Here is a 22,982-nt window from a genome sequence, read left to right as displayed (position 1 = left end):
TTCTCCCAGCCTTTTTTCATGGAATTAAATTTAGTCACAAAGCACCTTCATAAATTTCTTTTTACCACGTTTTACAACAATGCCTTCTGCACTGATCTGCTCTTTCGTAAGTGTCATGCGAACATCGGTCACTTTCTCACCATCGATCGTAACACCGCCCTGCTCGACATTTCTTCTTGCCTCTCCATTAGATGTTGCAAGACCGGCTTTAACCATTAATTTCAAGATGCCGATCTTACCATCTTCAAAATCTTCATCGACCAGCTTTGTCTCCGGCATCTGTGCTGCGTTTCCGCTGGAAAAGAGTGCACGCGCTCCTTCCTGTGCTTTAACAGCTTCTTCCTCACCATGTACTAACTTGGTAAGCTCAAATGCCAAGATCTCTTTTGCCTCATTTAGCTTGCTGCCTTCCCAGGCATCCATCTCTTCGATCTGCTCTAACGGAAGGAATGTGAGCATGCGCAGACACTTAAGCACATCACCATCTCCCACGTTTCTCCAATATTGATAAAAATCAAACGGGCTGGTCTTGTTCGGATCAAGCCATACAGCGCCAGACTGTGTTTTACCCATCTTTTTGCCTTCGGAATTGAGCAGCAGATTGATCGTCATTGCATAAGCATTTTTGCCCAGCTTACGACGGATCAATTCCGTTCCACCAAGCATGTTGCTCCACTGATCATCTCCTCCAAACTGCATGTTACATCCGTACTTCTGGAACAAGGCATAAAAATCATAGCTCTGCATGATCATGTAGTTGAACTCCAGGAAACTAAGTCCTTTCTCCATGCGCTGTTTATAGCACTCTGCCGTTAACATACGATTTACGCTGAAATGGGCACCAACTTCACGCAGCACTTCTACGTAATTCAGATCCAACAGCCATTCTGCATTGTTGACTAACAATGCCTTATCATCTGAGAAATCAATAAAACGGCTCATCTGCTTTTTGAAGCAGTCTACATTATGTGCAATCGTCTCTTTGGTCATCATCTGACGCATATCGGTACGCCCGCTTGGATCACCGATCATAGCTGTTCCGCCACCGATCAATGCGATTGGCTTATTGCCTGCCATCTGCAAGCGTTTCATCAGACAAAGAGCCATAAAATGTCCTACATGAAGGCTGTCTGCCGTCGGATCAAATCCAATATAAAAAACCGCCTTACCTTCATTGATCATCTCTTTGATCTCTTTTTCGTCCGTCACCTGTGCGATCAAGCCACGGGCAACCAATTCATCATACACTGTCATCTTTTCGCTCATGTTGTTCTCTCCTTTTTTATTCCTTTATGACTTTTTTATGCAAAGAAAAAAAGTCCTTTTGTCAACGACAAAAGGACGATGAAATCGTGTTACCACCTTTTTTTACAATATGCTCACACATATTGCCTTAGCAGGATACCTCTATATCCCTGCACGATAACGGGTGCATCACCGGCTAAATCTACCAAAAGGATCAAAATCCTCTCTTCAATCCGCTACTCCAAGATGTATTCATACAGGCTTCTATCCTAACGCCTCTCAGCAACCGGCTATTCTCTGTAGGTCTCCCCCATGTACTACTTCTTCTTTTCTTCGCATCTTTTGACATCATAGCAAAGATTATTTTGCTTGTCAATCCATTCTTCCAATGTCAGCGGATAATAATCCGAAAATCCCGCAAAACAATTGATCAGATTGCAAGGCAAATGCCGCTCTTCTCCCACAGAAGCCCCGCGCCCTTTCGCATGGTAGGTGATTTCTGTGGACTCTCTCTGAAAACGCAGCACATTTTTATAATCCGGCGTATCATGGACATGCCCGTACAACATATATGTAGAATCACCATGATACTGCCCGTTATAACAGATGATCGGATAATGGCAGAGTACCAGCTTGCGCCCATTATCTTTAAGCTCTGCATAGGGCTTGACCCATTCTAAAAGAGACGGATCAAACTTTTTGTCCCGCAAAAACAACCGGTCATGATTCCCTGTCACCAAATACTTTTTACCATTCAGTTTATGCAGCAGCTCATTCACCTGCTCTCCTTTACCCAAACAAAGGTCTCCTAAGATCACCACTTCATCTTTCTTCTTCCGGACACGCTCGTTCCACCGAACGATCATCGCCTCATCCATCTCCTCAACAGACGCAAACGGACGACCGTCTAACAGCCTTACCTTGTCATGTCCAAAATGGCAGTCTGCAATATAAAATCTCATTCTTATCTCTCATTCTTCATGTTCTCTTTCGCCACAGACGTAAGGCTGCCGGCATGTTCTTTATATAACAGTCTGTACTTTGATCATATTGGTCGTTCCGGAAATTCCCACAGGCACTCCGGAAGTACATACAACCGTATCACCACTGTCGACTAACCCCATACGACGTGATACACACGTACCATGTTCAAACAATTCAAATACGTCTTTTTTCTCCTGCAGAAGTACCGGAGTGACGCCCCAGGATAAATTTAACTGACGATACACTTTGTCCGTGATCGCACAGCCAATGATATCACAAGCCGGACGGTACTTGGAAATCATTCGTGCCGAACGACCCGATTTGGTAACGGTAATGATCGCTTTGGCATTAATATCATGTGCTGTTGTACAGGTTGCGTGACAGATTGCATCTGTTACATCCGGATCTGCTTTGCGCGATCTTTGGAAAAAGCGTTTACGGTAATCAATATCGCTCTCTGTACGATTGGCGATCCTCACCATCATCTGTAATGCCTGCACCGGATACAAACCGGCTGCCGTCTCGCCCGATAACATGATCGCACTGGTACCATCATAGATCGCATTGGCAACATCGGTCGCCTCCGCTCTTGTCGGACGCGGATTGTGGATCATGGAATCAAGCATCTGTGTTGCCGTGATCACCTGCTTACCGGCTTCATATACTTTTTTTATGATCATTTTTTGAATGACAGGCACTTCCTCTGTCGGAATCTCCACGCCCATGTCTCCTCGTGCGATCATGATCGCATCAGAAACCTCGATGATCTCATCAATGCAGTTCACGCCTTCTCTATTCTCAATTTTGGCAATGATCTTAATCTGTTCCCCACCATTTTCTTGGAGTAATTTACGGATCTGCTGTACATCTTCTGCAGTACGCACAAAAGATGCTGCCACATAATCTACATCTTCTTCTATACCGAACAACAGATCGGATTTATCCACTTCACTAATATAAGGCAGACTCAAATGAATGCCCGGAACGTTGATCCCTTTATGATTTGATACTTTGCCGCCATTATTGACATCACAGATAATATCTGTATCTGTCAACTCTTTCACTGTCATCTCAATCAAACCGTCATCGATCAAAATACGCTGTCCGACTTTGACATCACCAACCAACTCAGGATACGTAATAGTTACAATATGTTCATCACCCTCTACTTCTCGTCCGGTCAACACAAACTCGTCGCCCTTTTGCAATGTGATCGCACCATCTTTAAAATCCCTTACACGAATCTCCGGGCCTTTAGTATCCAACAATGTCGCAACCGGTCTGCCGTAACGCTCACGCAGCAGACGCAATTTTGTGAGACGTTTCTTCTGCTCCTCATGCGTCCCATGAGAAAAATTAAATCTTGCAACATCCATGCCTTCCTGAATCAATCGTTCTAACACTGCATCACTATCCGATGCCGGTCCTAATGTACAAATAATTTTTGTTTTTCTCATTTTAACCCTCCATTATCCTTATGCCTCTTATTTTATACACCGAAAGTATACCACAATTTCCCGGTGATAACACATTAAACTTCGTTTTTTACAAATTTTTCTGCAACCCTTTGCAAACCATTTACGTATGATTTGCACGACCCTCGCACTCTGTCATGTTCGTATTCATATTCCCTCCGGTCCTGCCATACATTTATATTGATATCATGATCCTATTTCAAAAACAGGACGGAAAGCAGGACTATTATGACCAAATTTATGTCAAAATCAAATAATTGCAATCAGTCTGCGATCATCTTTCGAATTATCCTGTGCAGCGGGATCAGCTTGGTGCTTGGTGCGGTACTCGGGCATCTGCTGCGCACGGAATTGTTTGCCGATATTAATGCTGAATTTGAACAAATACTGCTTGCTTTGGATACAAAATCCATCCACTATCCCTCCTTATTCCGGCTATGTACCTCAACACAGTTCAAACAGCTCTTCCTTTTGTGCTTTTTTTCACTGACCAATGCATGGGTTTTCTATTTGACGTTCTATTGTCTCTATACCGGCTTTCGCTGCGGACTTTTGCTCTCATTTTGCCTAACTCATAATGTCCACAGTGGATTTTTTGATTTTCTCTGCTTTCTGCTGCCTCACTGCCTGTTGTATATACCGGCGTATCTGCTGCTCATCAATATGCTGCAGCAGATCAGGGATCAGAAAGCAAAAAAGCAGTCCCTCTTACAAGGACTGCCCATTCTCTTGCTCTCTATCTGCCTGCTGTTTGCCGGTTGTCTGTGTGAAGCCTTTATCAACCCTTCGCTAATGCAGTGGTATCAAGGGTTGTAAGCAACGCATCCAGTGCCCGCTCCAGATCTTCTTTTGTTCCATCATTTGGAACAATGCGCTGTACTTTCTCCCGCAGCAATGTTTCCGAAATCTGGCTTTGGATGATCGCCTTTGATTTCTGTTCAGAATAACCGCGGTCCGATGCCAAACGCCGGATCCGCTCCTCCGCCGGTACATAAACAAGCCATACCTCATCACACAAACTGTCACATCCGGTCTCATACATTAATGCTGTCTCTATCAGCAAAATACCGGAACGGGTACGATTTTGACGTATCGTATCCCGAATATATTCGATCACCGCCGGATGAATCACCTGGTTAAGCCAGTCACGAGCTCTCGCATCCGAAAAAACAATCTCTGCCAATGCTGCCCGGTCGATCGAGCCGTCCAATGAGACGATATTTTGTCCAAAATGCTCTACGATCTGACAATAAGCACTTCTTCCCGGTTCCATAACAACATGCCCCAATTCATCGGCAATCAGCAGTGTTGCTCCCAGTTTTTCCTGCAAGCGATGCGCAGCATACGATTTCCCGCTTCCCACGCCCCCTGTAATTCCAATTACGTACATATCTAACCCTCTTCCCGAATATCAATGTGCCTCGTACCAATTTTTTCCTTCTTCTACATCAATAGACAACGGCACCTGCAACTGTGCGGCAAGCGGCATCTCTTCTTCTAAGATCCTCTTCACCTGCTCCTTTTCCTCGATCTTCGTTTCTACCAGCAGTTCATCATGCACCTGCAGCACAATGCGGGATTCTAACTGTTCCTCCTGCAAACGCTCTGCAACACGAATCATCGCAATCTTGATAATATCTGCTGCCGTCCCCTGTATCGGCGAATTCATGGCAACGCGTTCCCCAAAAGAACGCTGCATGAAATTACTGGATTTAAGCTCCGGCACGGGTCTGCGTCTGCCAAACATTGTCTGTGCATATCCGGTATCCTTTGCTTTTGCGACCAATTCGTCCAAAAATGTCTTGATCGCCGGATAACTCTCAAAGTATTTATGAATGATCTCATCCGCCTCTTTGCGCGAGATGGAAAGATCCTGACTAAGACCAAACGCGCTGATACCATACACGATACCAAAGTTTACTGCTTTGGCATTGCGGCGCTGCAGATCCGTCACCTCCTCAAACGGCGTATGAAACACTTTGGAGGCCGTAGCGCGGTGAATATCCTGCCCCTGTCTATACGCCTCGATCAAATGCTCATCGCCCGACATATGCGCTAACACACGCAGTTCGATCTGTGAATAATCCGCATCCAAAAACAGGAATCCGGACTTTGGTTCAAAGACTTTTCGAAGCTGTTTGCCGAGCTCCATACGGATTGGAATGTTCTGCAGGTTCGGATCTGTACTGCTGATGCGGCCGGTTGCGGTGATCGTCTGGTTAAATTTGCCATGGATACGATGATCTTCCTCTATAAATACCGGCAATCCATCTGCATACGTAGACTTCAATTTACTGACCTGACGATACTCTAAAATCTTATCGATGATCGGATCTTCCGTACGAAGTTTTTCCAAAATATCTGCCGAAGTTGAATAGCCGGTCTTGGTCTTTTTGGCAAACGGAAGCTTTAGCTTTTCAAATAGGATCACGCCAAGCTGCTTGGGTGAATTGATATTAAATTCTTCTCCGGCAAGATCGTAAATATCTGTCTCCAATGCCAAAACACGGCGTTCCAACAGTTCAGACATTTCTTTCAAGACCTCTGCATTTGCCTGCACACCGAGTCGTTCCATTTCAAACAGATAGTATACCGTCGGCATTTCGATTTCTTCCATCAAGCCTAACATTCCCTCTGCCGCTAACTGCTTTTTCATCTCAGCCCACGCCATCAATGGAATGCAGGACAAATAGCCGAAATAGGATTTGAGGCGTTTTGCCGTTTCTTCCTCATCTATCCGCGCAAGCTGCGCAGCTAACGTCTCTTTACCAAACAATTCCTGATAGGATGGCAGTGTCATATGAAGATAATCACGCGCAATATCATCTGCCTGATACGTATCCTTCAGCGGATTTAACAAATACGCTCCGATACCCAGATCGCGCAGACTGGCAAACGTTTTTTTGCGTTCCTGTTTCGTATCCAGCGCAAATCCATGCTGCTTTGCCGGCTCAATCCCATATGTCCGCACCTCCACCGGTTTCGTCAGGTGTAATGCATTTTTCCAATCTAATAATAAAATTTCAGAACTCTTTTTCTCAAGCCGATGATAGCCATCTAATATATCATTTCCGGTCACTTCTTCAGAAACGAGAATATAACCGGTATGACAATCTTCTCCCTCATAATAAGACAACGAAAAGCCAATGAAACCATATTCCTCGCCGTCTTCCTGTTCCATCCCGAGTTCTACGCTGTCTTCCGTAAAGACCAGGCTCATCTGTCCGCCGCCTTTTTTGCTCTGACGTTTGCGGGCCGCTCCGGCACCTATCCAAGGATCTCCTAAAAACGCCACGCCGACAGCCTCCGGTGCAAGGTTGCATACATGATCTACAGCAGCATTCCATTCTTTCTTCGTGGTCCATTGTGTAAACTGCTCAAAATCAGGCACAACACTTTGTACTGTCTCACTGTCAAAACGAGAAAATAACGATTTTAACTCCAAACGTTTGATCCACTCAAATGCCTCCGACGTAAAGAGATTTTCCAGTTTTGCGTCCTCCAATGTGACATCGATCTCACAATCTGTTTTGATCGTGGCAAGTTGCTTGCTTAGCTTGGCAAGTTCCGGATTTGCACGAAGCAATTCTCTTGCACGCTTTGGCTCAACTTCTTCCAAATGCTCATAGGCCGCTTCCACTGTTGGAAAAGCTGTCAGGATCTTGACAGCAGTTTTCTCTCCGATACCCGGTACGCCCGGAATATTATCTGCAGAATCTCCCATCAGACCTTTCATATCAATAATCTGCTCCGGCTTTAGTCCGTATTTATCGATCACGTCCTGCGTATGATAATTTTCAATCTCCGTTCCCCCCCGCTTCGTCTTTGGAATACGGATCATAATACGATCCGACGCAAGCTGCAGCAGGTCACGATCTCCCGACACGAGCGACACATCCATATCTTTGCTCTCCGCTCTGCGGGCCAAAGTCCCTAACAGATCATCTGCCTCATACCCTTTCTGCATCACGAGCGGAACATGCATAGCACGAAGCACATCCTGGATCACCGGCACCTGTTCTCTTAACTCGTCAGGCATCCCCTTTCTGGTGCCCTTATACTCCTGATACATTTCATGGCGAAACGTCGGATGTTTCACATCAAAAGCAACAATAAAATAATCCGGTTTCTCCTCTTCCAGGATCTTGAGCATAATATTCAAAAAACCATAAACGGCGTTCGTATGCATTCCTTCCGATTGGTGAGATCCGGAAGTCCGTAAAACGCCCTGTTTAATATACTGTGTCCATCGATCAATACTAATTTTTCACGCATAAGCTTTCTCCATCATCTACAATTGCAAGATCATGCCAACGCACAACAACACAAAGCACAGGATCTTTGCAATAAATTTAATCTTATATTTATACAGGTAGTCCTCAGCAGACAGCAGTTTCTGCTCGGAATCCATTTTCAACGCACTCATATTATCGCTTTCCAAAAAACGCATTCCCATCAACATCGTATAGTATACGTCATACTCTTCCTTGCAATCCGGACAATGCTCCATATGATACAAAAAAGCATCCAGATCCGATATGCTCAACTGATCATCAATAAAAGGGATGACATGCTTCTGCGTTTCCATACAGCTCCACATTTTTCTTTTCATACTGTTTGCCTCCCGCAGGTATTGAAAAGTTTATACTGCCTATCAGCAATTTTCTATAAATTAACAAAAAAAGGAAGCCATCGGCTTCCTTTTCGTAAATATATGCATCAGGAGGGATTTGAACCCTCACGAGGTCACCCCCGACGGATTTTGAGTCCGTTGCGTCTGCCGTTCCGCCACTAATGCGTCTTGTGTTGTCACAACGATATAAATAATATCATGCTTTTTTGTATTCGTCAAGTGTTTTTTGTGAACTTTTCAAAAAAATCAGTTTGGTACTAAAATAGTTCACGATGGATAACGTCAAACAAACCACAACCTTTGCCTGCAATCCTTTTACGCCAAGCAATGCACCATCTATTCCCATCTGGTACAACTGCGGCTGCAAAAAGATCTCCAACAAACCTGTCACGCCTCTCGCTGTTGCAAATGCACAAAATTCACGCAACACACGTCTCATTCCCCAAGATCTGCTCTCAAATACGTATATTTTGTTGGTTACATACGCAAATATAAGCGTCATTGCAAAGGAACCCGCATTCGCTAATTCCATTGGCAAAAATGTAACCAGTAAAGAATATATCCCCCAATTAAATACTGTAGCACTGACCCCCATCACTACATACATCAGCGATTCTTTATGCTGCATAATTACCTCATTTCTAACATTTAATCGTTACACAACTTTCCCCATTATACAGAATTCACGAAAAAATGCAATCTTTTTCGACAAAATCATTGCCTCAAACTTCCCATACCTCAAATCCTCCACAACCACATATTGCTTATTATGTCAGCAATAAATTAACTATTTTGCAGCCGATAAACTAACTTATTCTGCCGTCAGAGAACTAAGATAATTGCCGCAGAACGCAGAGTTTTTGTGTGATTTCTTATTTTGTTAAGTCTCTGATGAATACATGCCTGAAGGAATGTCTGAGATGTCCCGGTTTAGCAAGGTATCATCCATTTTTGGACGGGACGCTTTCGCTACGATACTAAGATTTGACGGAAGCGCCATCATTTGTTACATTATTCTTGCATAATTTTAACAGTGTATATCCGCCTTTGATGCCTGCCAAAATGCGTCAGACCGGAGTATACAGAAATGGAGATGAACACATGATTGCAATTATAATGGCAGTGTATAATGGCGAAACCTATCTGAATGAACAGATTGATTCGCTGCTTTCCAATACAGAAAAGGACTTTGTTCTGCACATCTTTGACGACGGCTCTACAGACCGTTCTGCGGCCGTGATCCAATCCTACACAGATAAGTATCCGTCAAAGATCTTTTATCACCGCAATGTAACGAATCAGGGCGTGATCCATAACTTCTTGAACGGATGCCTGCAAGTGGATGCAGATTATTATATGTTCTGCGATCAGGATGATGTCTGGCTTCCGGAAAAGATTGCGCATTCTGTCGAAGCCGTAAAGCGGGCGGAAGCACAGTCCCCAAATGTTCCGATTGCTCTGTTTGGTGATGCTCGTGTTGTCGACGATTCCCTGCAGCAGTTGCATCCATCTTTCCAGCAGATGAGCGGTTACCACACAGATGCTTTAGATGTGGCTCATTTGTTGATGGAAAATAAACTGATCGGCTGTACAATGTTATTTAACCGCGCGCTGCGCGATAAGCTAACCGATACGGTACCGGACGGCCTTCGTATGCATGACTGGTGGATCGCATTGATTGCCTCGGCATTTGGACGCATTATTTATCTGGATGAACCGTTATTATTATACCGCCAGCATACCGGCAATGTTGTCGGCGGCAGTTCCCGGTCGCATTATATCACAAACCGTGTAAAGCATCTGACGGCACAGCGACAAGTACTCTATGACACTTGTAAGCAGGCAGAAGTCTTTTTGACGATCTATAACGATCAGCTGACGGAGACGCAAAAACGCCTCGTATCCCTCTTTGCCGGTCTTCCATCCGCAAATTGGTTTACAAGACGTTATTTGATCTTACGTTATCATTTTCTTAAAAGTGGTCTGCTACGCAACCTCGGTGTCATGCTGATCATTTAATGTGTGATTAACGGCCACTCCCATGCCAAGAAGCACAAAAAAGATCGGGGCTACTGCGATACAGGAATCGTTGGATAATCCCATGATCAGGTAACCGATCACACTGACAAGAAGTGCAGCACCTATTTTCGGCAGATATCCACGCATCGAAGCATTCCAAAACAAACGGATCGAGGATACCACATACCATAACACAAAGGTCAAAAAAGCGATCAGAGATGGGATCCCTGTCTGAGCCGCAATCTGCAAATACAGGCAGTGCGGTTTACTGATCATTTCACCGCTGTGTCCGGAATTATACAGACCGACCAGGTCATCGTTTGGAAACGCGATCAAAAAAGTGTCCGGCCCCGTTCCTAAGAGCGGATGTGCTTTCAGCAGATTCCAGGTTTTCGCCCAAATGTATCCACGATTATTCGCTAACGAGTAATGTTTTTCCAAATAAGAGAATCCCTCTTTCGCTTTCTTCATACGAAACAAAGCATTTCCCCCCGCCACAACATAATATCGGTTATCATTTTTAACCAATTCATTTGTAAAGATCCACTTTTTTTGTTCATTCTGTTCTTTGCCATCTACCATCGTTTTACGCGAAGTCACGACATAAAATCCATGAAACGACTCTTTGGATATCGTTCCGACACGCACAGGAAAACGGGGATCATCTACTTGCCGTTCCTGAGAGTCATCTGCCGGACCGGCAGTGACTTTCGTTCCCTTTTCATCGGTAAGCAAAACTCCGGCATCTGCTTCTTTTCCCTCCAAAGCCATATGTAACTCATGTCCATTCATCGTAAAAATCACATCGCGATCCGTCTCGACCGCTGTTAGTGCGTACTTTTCCTGCTCTGCCTGAAACATCCCCTGCATACGTGTGATCAACACATTGTGGTTATAAGCATTAACTCCCGCAAAGGCAGCCACACCCAGAGCGATCACACCGGCAGCGATATACCAACGCCGAAACAGATATTTGCGCAAAAGCAGTGCCATCAAAATCCCACCTGCTGCCAGTGCAATAATTCCCGCACGAGACTGCGATGCAAAAATGCACAAGAACAGTCCTGCAATGAGAATGGCATATCCCATCTTATGCCACCATTTTCGTGCAACGACAAACAGTGCGATCAGCAAAGGGATCGTCAATACACCATAAAAACCTACATAATTCGGATTGTACAGCGTCATATAGGTCCGTCCTTTACCAAACTTAAGCGACACATGACCGATCAGATCGGAATTGGTGATAAACATCTTTTGAAATGTCCTACACGCAACCGGATCCACGCCGAATGCCTGACACACTCCAAACGCTGTCAAAACAACAATACCGGCCACAAACCACGGAAGCAGCCTTTTGACTGCACGCTCCTCCTGCAAATGAACATACGCATATATTGTCAACAGTACATAGCCTAACAAAATCCAAACTGATTCATATTGTTCATAAATCCCCCGAAATGATCTTGCCCGGTCCACCGACAAGCAGGCTGCCACAAGGCAGAGACCGCCATAGACCAGGAGCGCCATAAACGCTTTATGTAATGATATCTTTTTTTCTTCGCTAAAAACCATATAAAACGTCAGAAACAACATAACACCAAAGGTCACGTAAAGCCAAATTGCTTTCACATACAAAAAGAAATCGATCGTTGTCTGTGAACCGGTATACCAGTTATATTTTGTCAGACCGGTATTCACATCACATTCATATAATAATGCCGGAATGACCGCTAATACTGCGATCAATGGAATCAAATACAACATCGGATATTTCTGCTGTGTAACCTTTTGGTTTGATCTCTTTGCACTCATCTGCCTGTTCCTCCTTTGTCCGGTGTCCTTCCACTCTGTGTCCCGGGATCCGGCTGTTCTCCCGGAACCCCCTCAGCAGCAGATGGTTTCAATACTGTTTTCAATGTCATAAGGATCAGCTTGATATCCTGCCACAGAGAATAATTTTCAATATAAAACAGATCCAATTTCAACTTATCATATGGCGATGTATTATACTTGCCATACACCTGTGCGTATCCCGTCAGTCCTGCTTTTACGCGGGTTCGAAAGCGAAATTCCGGCATATCACGCTCATACGCCTGTATCATCTCCGGCCGTTCCGGTCTTGGACCCACAAAGGACATATCCCCCTTCAAAATATTAAACAACTGCGGAAGTTCATCGAGTCTGCTCGCCCGCAGAAAACGACCCACCACCGTAACACGGTCATCATGCCTAGATGCAAGTACCGGTCCTTCACTGCTCTCTGCATCCACCACCATACTTCGAAACTTAATGATCGTAAACAACTGATCATCTTTGGTACAACGCACTTGTCGATAAAAGACCGGCCCGCCATCGCAAAGCTTCACAGCTGCACTAACGAGCACCAGGATTGGTGAGGTCACAACCAACAGTACAAACGACAATACCAGATCTAACAGTCTCTTAAGCAGTCTTTCGTCAAAACTTAACGCATATCCCCGCGACAACAAGAACGGTGTATCAAAGACATGGATCCTCTCTGCCCCCATCAGGATCAGATCGGATAATTTAGGTACAACGTACGCTCTTTTTTCACACATATAACAGTATTTTAGCAGATCATTACGGCACTCTGCCGTAATATCGCCTATGATAACAGCGTGGAAGTCCTGCATTTTCTGCTTGATCGCTTCCATCCCCTCCGCAATATTGATCGAATCATAAATAGCATATTTATCCCGTCTCGTCTCGACCTTATAGATCAGATCCTTAGCGGAACGTTCACCATAAATCAGCAGTAATTTCCAGGGTTGAAAAATAGAATTGTAAAAATAGATCACCAACGAGTTCCAAAGTGTTGTCACCACCATCTCTGCTGCCATGATCAGGCACAAAACGAACGGATTTACAAAACCAAACGCTAACAGTGATATAATAAAATAAAACAAGATATTCGTTAGCAATAAACTCAAAAATTGGGACAATAATACCTCGATTCGGCGATACTGCCCAATCTTTAAGCTGCCATACATATTAGAAAAGAATAACAGCATCATACCATAGAGGGCGATCACCACGTAATGTCCTCTACGGTAAAATGTGATCACATACATCGTACCTGCATAATAACGATACCAGCCTGCAGCAAATAAGAGGCAGAGCAATAAAATATTTATGAATGAGGCTATAAACAAGATCAGCCTTTTATATGGATCGTACTTCTTCATAAACTCCTTCCTTTTTGTCCTGCTTCGTATTTGTTGCTCATCAGCTGTGCTTTTTCATTAGTTTATCAAGTCCCTGATGCTTAATATTGGCTAAGGAGCGGAAAATATGCTCATTGGCAAGACGTTCTGCCGTCTCCTCATCCTTTTTCTTGAGTGCTTCTAAAATAGCTCCATGCTCCTCGCCTGCCTTAGAGGCACGCTCTCTGGACGACAGCGTATTCTTACGGACTCGCTCTACGTAATGGTGATAATCCGTCAAAATATGTTCTAATACCTTACTGCCGCATGCCTGATATAGTAGCAGATGAAAGCGGTTATCTAATTCAAAGATCTGATCCCAATGCTCTTTCTCAATATGGAACTTGCTTAAATAAACAATCTCCTCTAACTCTTCCAACTGCTCTAACGTAATATGCTCACAAGCCCATCTGGCACAAAGTCCCTCCAAGTAAGAGCGCATCACATAAATGTCATAAATATCTTTCGCTGTAATACCTTTGACATAAGCCCCCTTATTCGGAATGATTGAAACCAGCCCCTCTAACTCCAATTGACGAAGCGCCTCTCGTACCGGTGTTCTGGAAACACCCAACTCTTTACTGATCGCCGCTTCTTTCAGTTCACAGTTTTCTTCATAATTCCCTGCAAGAATGTCTTCCCTCAATTTATTAAACACTCTTCCACGCAAAGAATATTGATCATTGTCGTTCATAACTTCTCCATTTCTGTCCACACGGATTGGATTTTATTTATCATAACCGTTTGGATTATTTGACTGCCATCTCCAGGAGTCCGCACACATCTCCTCGATGCCGTTCTCCGCTTTCCAGCCAAGCTCTTTAGCTGCCTTTGACGGATCACAATAACAGGTCGCGATATCACCTGCTCTTCTCGGCTCGATCGTATATGGAATCTTAACGCCAGTCGCTTTTTCAAAATTATGCACAATATCTAATACACTGTATCCGACACCGGTTCCCAAATTATAAATCTTAAGACCGCAATCTTCTTGGATCTTATCGATTGCTTTAACATGACCCTTGGCAAGATCTACAACATGGATATAATCACGAACTCCCGTTCCGTCCGGTGTGTCATAATCGTTGCCAAAAACACCAAGTTTCTCTCTCTTGCCTGCTGCCACCTGTGTAATATAAGGCATCAAATTGTTCGGGATGCCATTTGGATTCTCTCCCATTTTACCACTCTTATGTGCTCCGATCGGATTGAAATAACGGAGCAGGATAATGTTCCAGTCATTATCCGCACGATACAGATCCATAAATATCTGCTCTAACATCGATTTCGTCCAGCCATAAGGATTGGTACACTGTCCCTTCGGGCACTCCTCTGTGATCGGCACAAACGCCGGATCACCATATACGGTTGCCGAAGAAGAAAAGATCATATTTTTCATATTATATTTACGCATCACTAATAGCAGATTTAACGTTCCGGCAATGTTATTCTGATAATACTCTAACGGTTTCTCTACGGATTCTCCCACTGCTTTAAGACCGGCAAAATGAATGCATACATCCGGTTTATCTTCCTCAAAGATTTTCTCTAACAACGGAGCATCTGCAATATCTCCCTTATAGAACTTAACCGGTTTGCCGGTAATTTCTCGAACACGGTTTAATGCCTCTTCACTGGCATTATACAAGTTGTCAAGAACGATCACCTGATGTCCTGCCTCCAAAAGTTCCACACACGTATGACTTCCAATGTAGCCTGCTCCACCTGTCACTAATACATTCATGTTGTCCTCCATTCTGCATGCCAAAACAGCAGATTCACGGAATCTGCCATATGCCTGCTGCTATTATGCAAATCTTTCAAAGAACAGTATACTGCATTTCATCATTTTTGAAAAGGGAACAATTTGTTTTGCTTTTCCATATCCGGTATGATACACTTTAAATGCATTATTAAGGAAAAAGGGGTACGAACAAACGGTATGCTGTTAAAGATAAAAATGTGGATTGCACGAATGTGTCAATATATTCTATATTTTGCGGTTCCCCTAAAAAAGAACCGTATCATGCTCTATGCACACCACCGTAGTGGTTATGTCTGTAACCCCTGTGCGTTATTGCAATATCTGGAAGCAAAGCATCCCGGTCAGTGGGATCTCGTCTGGGTAACCGAATATCCGGAGAGTCTTCCACACCTTCCCGGTGTCCGTATATGCGGCAGACGCAGTTTCCAATATTTTCGAACCTTTATCCGAACAAAAGTCTTTATTACCAATGATATGGTCGATGAAAATCTGATCAAAAAACCCGGTCAGCTCTTTATAAGCACGTGGCACGGCGGCGGTGCTTACAAGAAGGTTGGCATAAGTACCTGTGCGGAAAGTAAAGAAATGACACGACATTTTCGTAAATGGTATGGCAGACTGGATTATTTTGTCTCCTCCTGCCGTAAATGCACGACGAATTATACCGAAGCGTTCCATCTGCCTGCGTCTTGTTTTTTGGAGATTGGCAGTCCGCGCAATGATATTTTTTGGCAGGACCCGGATATGGCACTACAACAGGTTTATGAATTTTATCATCTTGACCCTGACACGCAGATCCTGCTATATGCGCCCAGTTTTGCAGCAAATCTGCCGGACAGGGACGATCTGGTTTCATTAACGGCCAATACCACCGCTTGGAAGCAGGTCCTATCTGATCTTGCGAATACAACCGGCAAGCGATGGGTACTTATGTACCGTACACACCATTTTGCTCCGGCCTCTTGCGATACAACAAATGAACTTTTTATCGACGGCAACCGTTACGACGATATACAGCCGTTGCTCCTTGCAGCTGCAATGTTAGTTACCGATTATTCGTCCTGTATGTGGGACTTTGCGCTGACCGACCGTCCGATTTTTGTTTTACAGGATATTATCAAAGCTTATGAGCAGTCGGATCGTGGATTTTTCGTTTCGCCGCAAAGCTGGCCCTACACGAAGATCCGCTCTTTACAGGAGATCCCGGCTAAATATGCTGTTTGGGACAACAAAGACAACTATCACAAACATTTTGAGCAGATGGCTCCTTTGAAACAGGACACGCCTGCGAACGACTGACAGATGTGATACTAACACATACGATGACACCAAGGAAAAACTCTGGAGGGAAACACCATGACAAGAAATAAACACATATGGATCTTTAATGCCGGAAACAGCTACAGCGGCAACCCAAAATGGCTGTTTGAATATATCCGCAGACATCACCCGGACATTCGCACTGTATGGATGTGCTACCACAAAGATGTCAGAAACTATGTGAAACGGCTCGGCTATGAGGCCTGCCTTTTTGATTCCACCGCCGGCAAAACTATTATGAAGGAAGCCGGAGTTTATGTTGTCGAAATGTGTAAAGAAGCTTTTCAGCCGGAATTGGAGGGGATCACGATACTCAATTTGTGGCATGGTGTTGGCTGCAAAAGTATTGAACGAAAAGTAACCGGCGGCTTTCTACAGGAACGCATTGCCAAAAAATATATCCGCAACAACCGCATCTACAAAAATGCGCAGCTCTTCTTAGTGACCTCTGAATTGATGGAAAAACACTTTATGGAACAATGCGGCATTGATGAAGAATTGTTGATCCGCGCCGGCTATCCACGCTGTACCGTAACCGATCCGGTCTGCACTTATCCACATGATATACGTGCCATAAAAGGGCTTTCTGACGATGCACGTATCGTAGTTTATGCACCGACCTACAGAGATTACGCCAAAGAAAACTTTATCAAAGCTGCGATTCCGGATATGGACAGACTAACGCAGGTTTTACAGGGAGAAAATATATTACTGGTTCTCAAAATGCATCCTTTAGTAGAAAAAGATACTGAATATCTACAGGTAAAAGCACAGTATGAACATTGCCCAAACCTGTTATTTTGGGATAATGCCAACGATATTTATGAAATTTTTGAGGATGTCGATGCGGCGATCATCGACTATTCTTCCATCTTTTATGACTTTATGGCACGCGGCGTCCGAAAGTTTATCCGCTATCTAAACGGTGATGAAGAAGAGCTCCGCGACTTTGTATTTGACGTCAAAGAAATGACCTGTGGCGAGATTGCAACGAACTTTGAACAGTTGCTGCAGGCATTGCAAACATTAACGGAATCACCGGTCGAAGAACTCGACCGCTTAAACCACTTATTTTGGTCGTATTCCAACGAAAATGCCTGCGAGATCATTATAGAACGCGCACTTCAATTTACTCCTTTGATGCGCCAGCTCCCAACGCTGTACAGCTTTGATATATTTGATACACTCATCTCGCGCAAGTGCCTCTGTCCAACGACGATTTTTAGTTATGTGCAAAGCAAAATGTGCACCGGCACGATGGACTTCCCGCCATATCTGCTGACAAATTATTCTGTCGTCAGACAGCAGTGCGAGCAGAATGTGCGTGAATACTACAAAAAGTCTGTGTTGCTGCGCAACGATGATCATTTTGAGATTCAGTTTAAAGAAATCTTTGACCACATGGCAGCACTGTATGGTCTTGACGATATGCAGAAAGATCAGTTAATGCAATGGGAGATTGAAGGAGAACTTGAAGCCGTTATTCCGCTTGTGCCACAGATTTCCTTACTCAAAAAATATATTGCAGAGGGAAACGACATTGTTCTGATCAGTGATATGTATCTGCCTAAGGAAGTGATCGTAAAGCTGCTTCAGAAAGCAGATCCACTATTAGCAACGCTTCCTTTGTATGTATCCAGTGAAGTCGGACATCAAAAGACAACCCGCAAACTGTTTTTGCACGTATATTCAGATCTTGACTACTGCTACGAAAAGTGGATCCATATCGGCGATAACCGATTTGCTGATCAGGTACAACCGGAAATGCTCGGCATACAGACTGCACCGATACCGGTTCCGGAATGGACGCCGTATGAAAAACGTCTGGCAGATTACAGCAGCCACTATGAGTTTCGCTGTGTTGCTAAGCAGATACAATCTTTCCGCCTTACGCATCCCGCCCCGGAAGAGCAGTTTGCCTATTGCTATGCGGCGCTCTATCTTGTCCCTTACGTAGTGCATGCCGTATCGCATGCCGTCAAGCAGGGTTACCGGACACTGTATTTCATTTCCCGTGACGGACATTATCTAAAACAGATTGCAGATGAAGTGATCGCCTCCAAGGGATATTCCATCCGCACCAAATATATTTACGGATCCAGAAAAGCTTGGCGGATCCCATCATTTATTGATCATGTTGACGAAGAATTTTTTAGCGAATACGGCAGTCTGATGGGGATCCAGTCCTTTACCGGGCTGTTATCAGCTCTATGTCTTACAGAGGCGGATTTCGACCGTTTCTTCCCGGAGCTTGGCTATGTAAAACATGCAAAACGATACTCCGTCAAATTTATGCGGGAAATATGTGGCATACTGAAAAACAGCTCCGCTTATCGAGACTATTTACTTCAAATAGCTGCTCAAAAAAGAAGCGCTGTGATTGCTTATTTACAACAAGAGATTACTTTTAAGGAATCCTTTGCTTTTATCGAATACTGGGGGCGTGGCTATACACAGGACTGTCTGACCAGACTTCTCAGTGAAGCAGCCGGATATACCATTGATACACCGATGTATTACGTCCGCTCTATTTACCCGACGGTAGGACATTCCATTCGATACAACTATTCTTCCAATATGCATTCTCTTGTTTTTGTGGAGAGCATTTTTGCGAATGTTCCCTACGAAACAGTACAACGCTATGAGCGTGCAGAGAATGTCTGGAAACCGGTACTCACACCGAACAATAACAATGTCAGACTGCATGCGGCACTCGAAACATATCTGCCGACATTTTGCCATGACTTTTTGTCCTTACAATTACAAGACGAGGAAACCGTTGGCAGACTGTTATACAATTTCGGACTTGCTTACTTTAGCCCGGATACGACAGATCCCATCTTGCTGAACGTCTTCTCGAACCTAAAGGACTCTGTCGCGCTTGGCGAAAAAAGCGAAGAATATGCTCCGCCGATCACTTGCAAAACGATCATAAACTGGATGCGTGGAAACTCTTTTCATACAAAAAACCTTGAGATTTCCATGAAAAAATCCTCACTGCCTTTCCGTGCCATCTACAACGGGTACGCCTGGTACTGTAAAGATGTCCGCGATAGGATCCGTCGCAGACAGGGCAAAAAAATTTATTAAAGATTGGACGGTTATTATGAAACATATCGACTATTATTTTTCACGTGCTGTAAGCCTTCTGTTTCTTGGTTTACTCACAATCCTCTGCTACTGTGCAGGCATGACCTTAAACAGTCACGCCACACAGTTTTACAAACTATTTGACCATCCGCAGATTTTCGTGTGGGTGATCGCTTTCGTTGTGATGATCGGCAGCATCACATGGTACCGACTGACAAATCACTCTGTCCGCAGCAAATATCTTACGACCATCCTGCTCGTCGCATTACTTTTTACCTTGCAGATGATCGTATTATTTGCATTACATCCGGTGCAGATCACGGATGCCTATATTATTCGCGATCAGGCAGCCGCCATTGCGAATGGCACCGACCAACAGATCAACTATAATACGCAAACACACTACTTTATTGATTATGGAAACAACTATTTCTTTCTGACTTTGTGTGTAGTCTTTTACAAATTATTGAACCTACTATCGATATCTGATGACATACTCGCTTTCGGCATATTGAATGTATTGTTCATTGATGTATCTATCTGGTTTGGGTACCGTTTCATCAACTGCTGCCGCAAAGATCTTACATCCATGTATTTACTGCTGTGCGTACTTAACCCATTAAACTATCTGTTTATACACTGGAGTTACACTTGTACCTGGTCACTGCCATTTATGACAGGGATCCTATATCTCTATGCAAGATCACGCCACACACATCAGCCGGGGTACCGATGGCTCTGCCGGCTGGCTATCGGAATATGCAGTATTATTGGTCTTTACCTGCGCCCGACCATTCTGATCCCGACGATTGCCCTTCTGTTGATCCTGAGCATTCGGAGGCTCTTTCAGCACAAACATCAGGTGCAGTCAAGCCAACATCCATTATATTGCAAAGTGATCTCCGGAATATGTCTCTGTGCTCTTTTGGTCCTGTGTTTCTGTGGCATCCGTTACACCGCACACTACTATGCCCCGGAACGTTCCGGCAACTTTCCTGTCACCCATTGGCTCATGATGGGACTGTCTGCCGATGGAACCTTTCAGCTCGAAGAAGAACAGTACACGCAAAGTTTCCAGACGAAGTCCCAAAAAGTGCACGCCAATCTTGGTAAGATCAAAGAACGGTTAATAGACTATGGAATTTCCGGACTTGCCAGACACAGCCTGCGCAAACTTGCTGTGACCTGGGGCGATGGTTCGGCCCGCTATTATCTGCGCACCGGCGAAAATGATCGAGTCCAGCCATTAACACTGCTTGACAGCGAACAGACAGATTTCATGATCGTATACTGTCAGGCCTTTCGTCTTGCAACAATGCTGCTTGCTGCGGTCTCTCTATTGTCCAAACACGGCAAACGATTAGAGGATCCACTATTTCCTGTGGTTCTTACTGTATTTGGCGGCATCGTATTCTATCTTCTCTGGGAAGCAAAAGCAGAATACAGCATTCCTTTTATCCCGATCCTGCTATGTTTGTCAGCGGATGGCGTGCAAGCCGCCCAGTCGTTCCAACACGGAGCAATACCTGCCAAACGCGTACGACAGACAATGCTTATGTGCCTGTCTGTCACGATTTTTCTTACGTTATGTGCCTTTTCCTCCTTTACCGTACAGCCCGTCACACAAAAAAAATACTCTGTAAATGTTCATACAGAGCATTTTTCACGGTATATAAATATGGAGCAAACGAACATTTCAACAATCTCACAGACATTTTATGCACGTCATGCGTTTAACACACTGAAGATCCGTGCTAAGGCAAATGATACAGATTCAAACTATGTCCTGACTTTGCTGCAAAACGGTCAAACGCTATATCAAACTAAGCTGGATCACACAGCCATAGCTGATAATTATATTACGCTTTCTATTCCAGTGCAGAAACCAAAGAAAAACACACGTTATGAGCTAAAGATTTCTGCTTCAGATGCCTCCAAGGGGGATGGGATCCTCTTCGGATACCGGCTGTCTAAAACGCTTGGCAACTATCCCGGCTCATTGCACCTTGACGCCGGAAATGTTCCCTATGATCTGTTTTTGCAGGTTTACCAAGAGCAGCAAGTACCTTATATGTCGATCAGCAGCTATCTGATGTTTGCCGGTCTCTGGTGCAGCATGATATTGCTGATCTTCTATTGCTGGAGAGAAGAAGCTTTCACGGTTTGTGATGCCATATAGGCGTCGCAGACCGTATTGACATCTCCTGTCTGCATGATCGTTCCTTTATTAATCCAAACCGCGTGATCGCATAATTTCTTAACCTGATCGATCGAATGGGATACAAAGACCAGTGTTGTTCCGCCGTCTAACATCTCCGACATTCTCTTCAAGCACTTTTGCTGGAAAGCATAATCCCCCACAGCAAGTACCTCATCCACAATCAAAATATCCGGGTCTACGACCGTTGCCACCGCAAAACCAAGTCTTGCACGCATTCCGGAAGAAAAATTTTTGATCGGCGCATCAAGAAAATTCTCTAACTCCGCAAATTCCACGATCTCATCGAAATGCTGTCTCATATATTCCATCGAATGTCCTAATATTGTTCCATTCAGGAAAATATTCTCACGAGCGGTCAGATTCGGGTCAAACCCGGCTCCCAATTCCAAAAGCGGGGAAATATTCCCGTTGCGGATAATTTCTCCTTTATACGGCTTTAGCACTCCACAGATTGCCTTCAAAAGAGTCGACTTCCCCGATCCATTGGAACCGACCAACCCCCATGCTTCTCCTTTATGCACCTGAAAAGACGCATCTTTTACCGCCAAAAATTCCTGAAATAATAACTCTCTCTTGACCAATTTGACAAAATACTCTTTCAAATTGTCAATCTTTTCCGATGCCATATTAAAACGTATCGTAACGTTTTTCACATCAATCACTACATCACTCATAACCTATCCCCTTTTTATCCAACGTTTTATACACAACCTTCACACACCCAATCAGTCGTATGTCCACATATTACTTACTCAAACTTCCCATACCTCAAATCCTTCACAACCACATATTGCTTATTATGTCAGCAACAAATAAACTATTTTGCAGCCGGTAGTCTGACTTGTTCTGCCGGCAGCGAACTAAGATAATTGCCGCAGAACGCAGAGTTTTTGGGTGATTTCTTATTTTGTTAAGTCTCTGATGAATACATGCCCGAAGGATTGTCTGAGATGTCCCGGTTTAGCAAGGTATCATCCATTTTTGGACGGGACGCTTTCGCTAC

At 44.2% G+C, this 22,982-nt stretch carries 17 protein-coding genes, 1 tRNA gene and 1 other annotated feature; of the genes, 5 read left to right on the top strand and 13 right to left on the bottom strand.

Annotation, left to right across the window (positions count from 1 at the left end; translation table 11 throughout):
* Positions 1-30: 30 nt before the first annotated feature.
* The 3 genes from tyrS to pyk all read right to left on the bottom strand — a co-directional run bounded on the left by tyrS (position 31) and on the right by pyk (position 3,686).
* A complete protein-coding gene (gene tyrS / locus DW981_RS06590; protein WP_118507193.1) occupies positions 31-1,254 on the bottom strand; it encodes a tyrosine--tRNA ligase in 1,224 nt (407 codons plus the stop codon).
* 80 nt (positions 1,255-1,334) lie between these two features.
* Positions 1,335-1,588 (bottom strand) — a binding site (T-box leader).
* Positions 1,563-2,207, bottom strand: coding sequence for a metallophosphoesterase (locus DW981_RS06585; protein WP_022024128.1), 645 nt, complete (start codon positions 2,205-2,207; stop codon positions 1,563-1,565). (Overlaps the previous feature by 26 nt.)
* Before the next feature lie 60 nt (positions 2,208-2,267).
* Positions 2,268-3,686: a pyruvate kinase gene (gene pyk / locus DW981_RS06580; RefSeq protein WP_022024129.1), complete on the bottom strand. Its 1,419-nt coding sequence runs from the start codon at positions 3,684-3,686 to the stop codon at positions 2,268-2,270.
* 246 nt (positions 3,687-3,932) lie between these two features.
* On the opposite strand from pyk, the gene DW981_RS06575 reads away from it, so the two are divergent.
* On the top strand, positions 3,933-4,520 hold the full coding sequence (locus DW981_RS06575; protein WP_022024130.1) for a stage II sporulation protein M: 588 nt from the start codon (positions 3,933-3,935) through the stop codon (positions 4,518-4,520).
* On the opposite strand, the gene coaE is transcribed toward DW981_RS06575, so the two are convergent.
* The 5 genes from coaE to DW981_RS06550 all read right to left on the bottom strand — a co-directional run bounded on the left by coaE (position 4,483) and on the right by DW981_RS06550 (position 8,965).
* Positions 4,483-5,094: a dephospho-CoA kinase gene (gene coaE / locus DW981_RS06570; protein ID WP_118507178.1), complete on the bottom strand. Its 612-nt coding sequence runs from the start codon at positions 5,092-5,094 to the stop codon at positions 4,483-4,485. The genes DW981_RS06575 and coaE overlap by 38 nt on opposite strands.
* Before the next feature lie 21 nt (positions 5,095-5,115).
* On the bottom strand, positions 5,116-7,857 hold the full coding sequence (polA, locus tag DW981_RS06565) for a DNA polymerase I (RefSeq protein ID WP_243034673.1): 2,742 nt from the start codon (positions 7,855-7,857) through the stop codon (positions 5,116-5,118).
* Positions 7,858-7,995: 138 nt separating this feature from the next.
* The gene (locus DW981_RS06560) at positions 7,996-8,316 is read right to left on the bottom strand and encodes a zf-HC2 domain-containing protein (RefSeq protein ID WP_022024133.1); all 321 of its coding nucleotides are present in this window, start codon (positions 8,314-8,316) and stop codon (positions 7,996-7,998) included.
* 103 nt (positions 8,317-8,419) lie between these two features.
* Positions 8,420-8,502: transfer RNA gene (locus DW981_RS06555), tRNA-Leu, on the bottom strand.
* Between the two features lie 31 nt (positions 8,503-8,533).
* Positions 8,534-8,965 (bottom strand): GtrA family protein, encoded by a 432-nt coding sequence (locus tag DW981_RS06550; RefSeq protein WP_118507176.1) that lies wholly within the window; start codon positions 8,963-8,965, stop codon positions 8,534-8,536.
* Positions 8,966-9,438: 473 nt separating this feature from the next.
* On the opposite strand from DW981_RS06550, the gene DW981_RS06545 reads away from it, so the two are divergent.
* Positions 9,439-10,356, top strand: coding sequence for a glycosyltransferase family 2 protein (locus DW981_RS06545; protein WP_182434171.1), 918 nt, complete (start codon positions 9,439-9,441; stop codon positions 10,354-10,356).
* On the opposite strand, the gene DW981_RS06540 is transcribed toward DW981_RS06545, so the two are convergent.
* From DW981_RS06540 to galE, 4 genes are read right to left on the bottom strand one after another with little or no spacing between them, the layout of a single operon-like run.
* Complete coding sequence (locus DW981_RS06540; protein WP_118507174.1) at positions 10,324-12,171, bottom strand: O-antigen ligase family protein; 1,848 nt, start codon at positions 12,169-12,171, stop codon at positions 10,324-10,326. The genes DW981_RS06545 and DW981_RS06540 overlap by 33 nt on opposite strands.
* Positions 12,168-13,565 carry an exopolysaccharide biosynthesis polyprenyl glycosylphosphotransferase gene (locus tag DW981_RS06535; RefSeq protein WP_118507173.1) on the bottom strand — a complete coding sequence of 466 codons (1,398 nt, stop codon included), beginning with the start codon at positions 13,563-13,565 and terminating at the stop codon, positions 12,168-12,170. The genes DW981_RS06540 and DW981_RS06535 overlap by 4 nt, the downstream gene beginning before the upstream one ends.
* Positions 13,566-13,605: 40 nt before the next feature.
* The gene (locus DW981_RS06530) at positions 13,606-14,277 is read right to left on the bottom strand and encodes a GntR family transcriptional regulator (RefSeq protein ID WP_022025669.1); all 672 of its coding nucleotides are present in this window, start codon (positions 14,275-14,277) and stop codon (positions 13,606-13,608) included.
* A gap of 33 nt (positions 14,278-14,310) precedes the next feature.
* Complete coding sequence (gene galE, locus DW981_RS06525; protein WP_022025668.1) at positions 14,311-15,327, bottom strand: UDP-glucose 4-epimerase GalE; 1,017 nt, start codon at positions 15,325-15,327, stop codon at positions 14,311-14,313.
* A 231-nt stretch (positions 15,328-15,558) separates the two neighbouring features.
* Between galE and DW981_RS06520 the strand changes: the two genes are divergently transcribed.
* The 3 genes from DW981_RS06520 to DW981_RS06510 are packed head-to-tail and all read left to right on the top strand — an operon-like array spanning position 15,559 to position 21,937.
* Positions 15,559-16,647 carry a CDP-glycerol glycerophosphotransferase family protein gene (locus DW981_RS06520; protein WP_182434170.1) on the top strand — a complete coding sequence of 363 codons (1,089 nt, stop codon included), beginning with the start codon at positions 15,559-15,561 and terminating at the stop codon, positions 16,645-16,647.
* 57 nt (positions 16,648-16,704) lie between these two features.
* A complete protein-coding gene (locus tag DW981_RS06515) occupies positions 16,705-19,758 on the top strand; it encodes a CDP-glycerol glycerophosphotransferase family protein (protein WP_118507171.1) in 3,054 nt (1,017 codons plus the stop codon).
* 16 nt (positions 19,759-19,774) lie between these two features.
* Positions 19,775-21,937 (top strand): hypothetical protein, encoded by a 2,163-nt coding sequence (locus DW981_RS06510; RefSeq protein WP_147352618.1) that lies wholly within the window; start codon positions 19,775-19,777, stop codon positions 21,935-21,937.
* On the opposite strand, the gene DW981_RS06505 is transcribed toward DW981_RS06510, so the two are convergent.
* Positions 21,892-22,653 (bottom strand): ABC transporter ATP-binding protein, encoded by a 762-nt coding sequence (locus tag DW981_RS06505; protein WP_022024609.1) that lies wholly within the window; start codon positions 22,651-22,653, stop codon positions 21,892-21,894. The two genes, DW981_RS06510 and DW981_RS06505, sit on opposite strands and share 46 nt — an antisense overlap.
* Between the last annotated feature and the right edge of the window lie 329 nt (positions 22,654-22,982).

The organism is Clostridium sp. AM49-4BH, assembly GCF_003478335.1.
Lineage (GTDB): Bacteria > Bacillota > Clostridia > Lachnospirales > Lachnospiraceae > Butyribacter.
The sequence above is the reverse complement of the archived record's forward strand: the minus strand, read 5'-3'. Positions and strand labels throughout refer to the sequence as shown.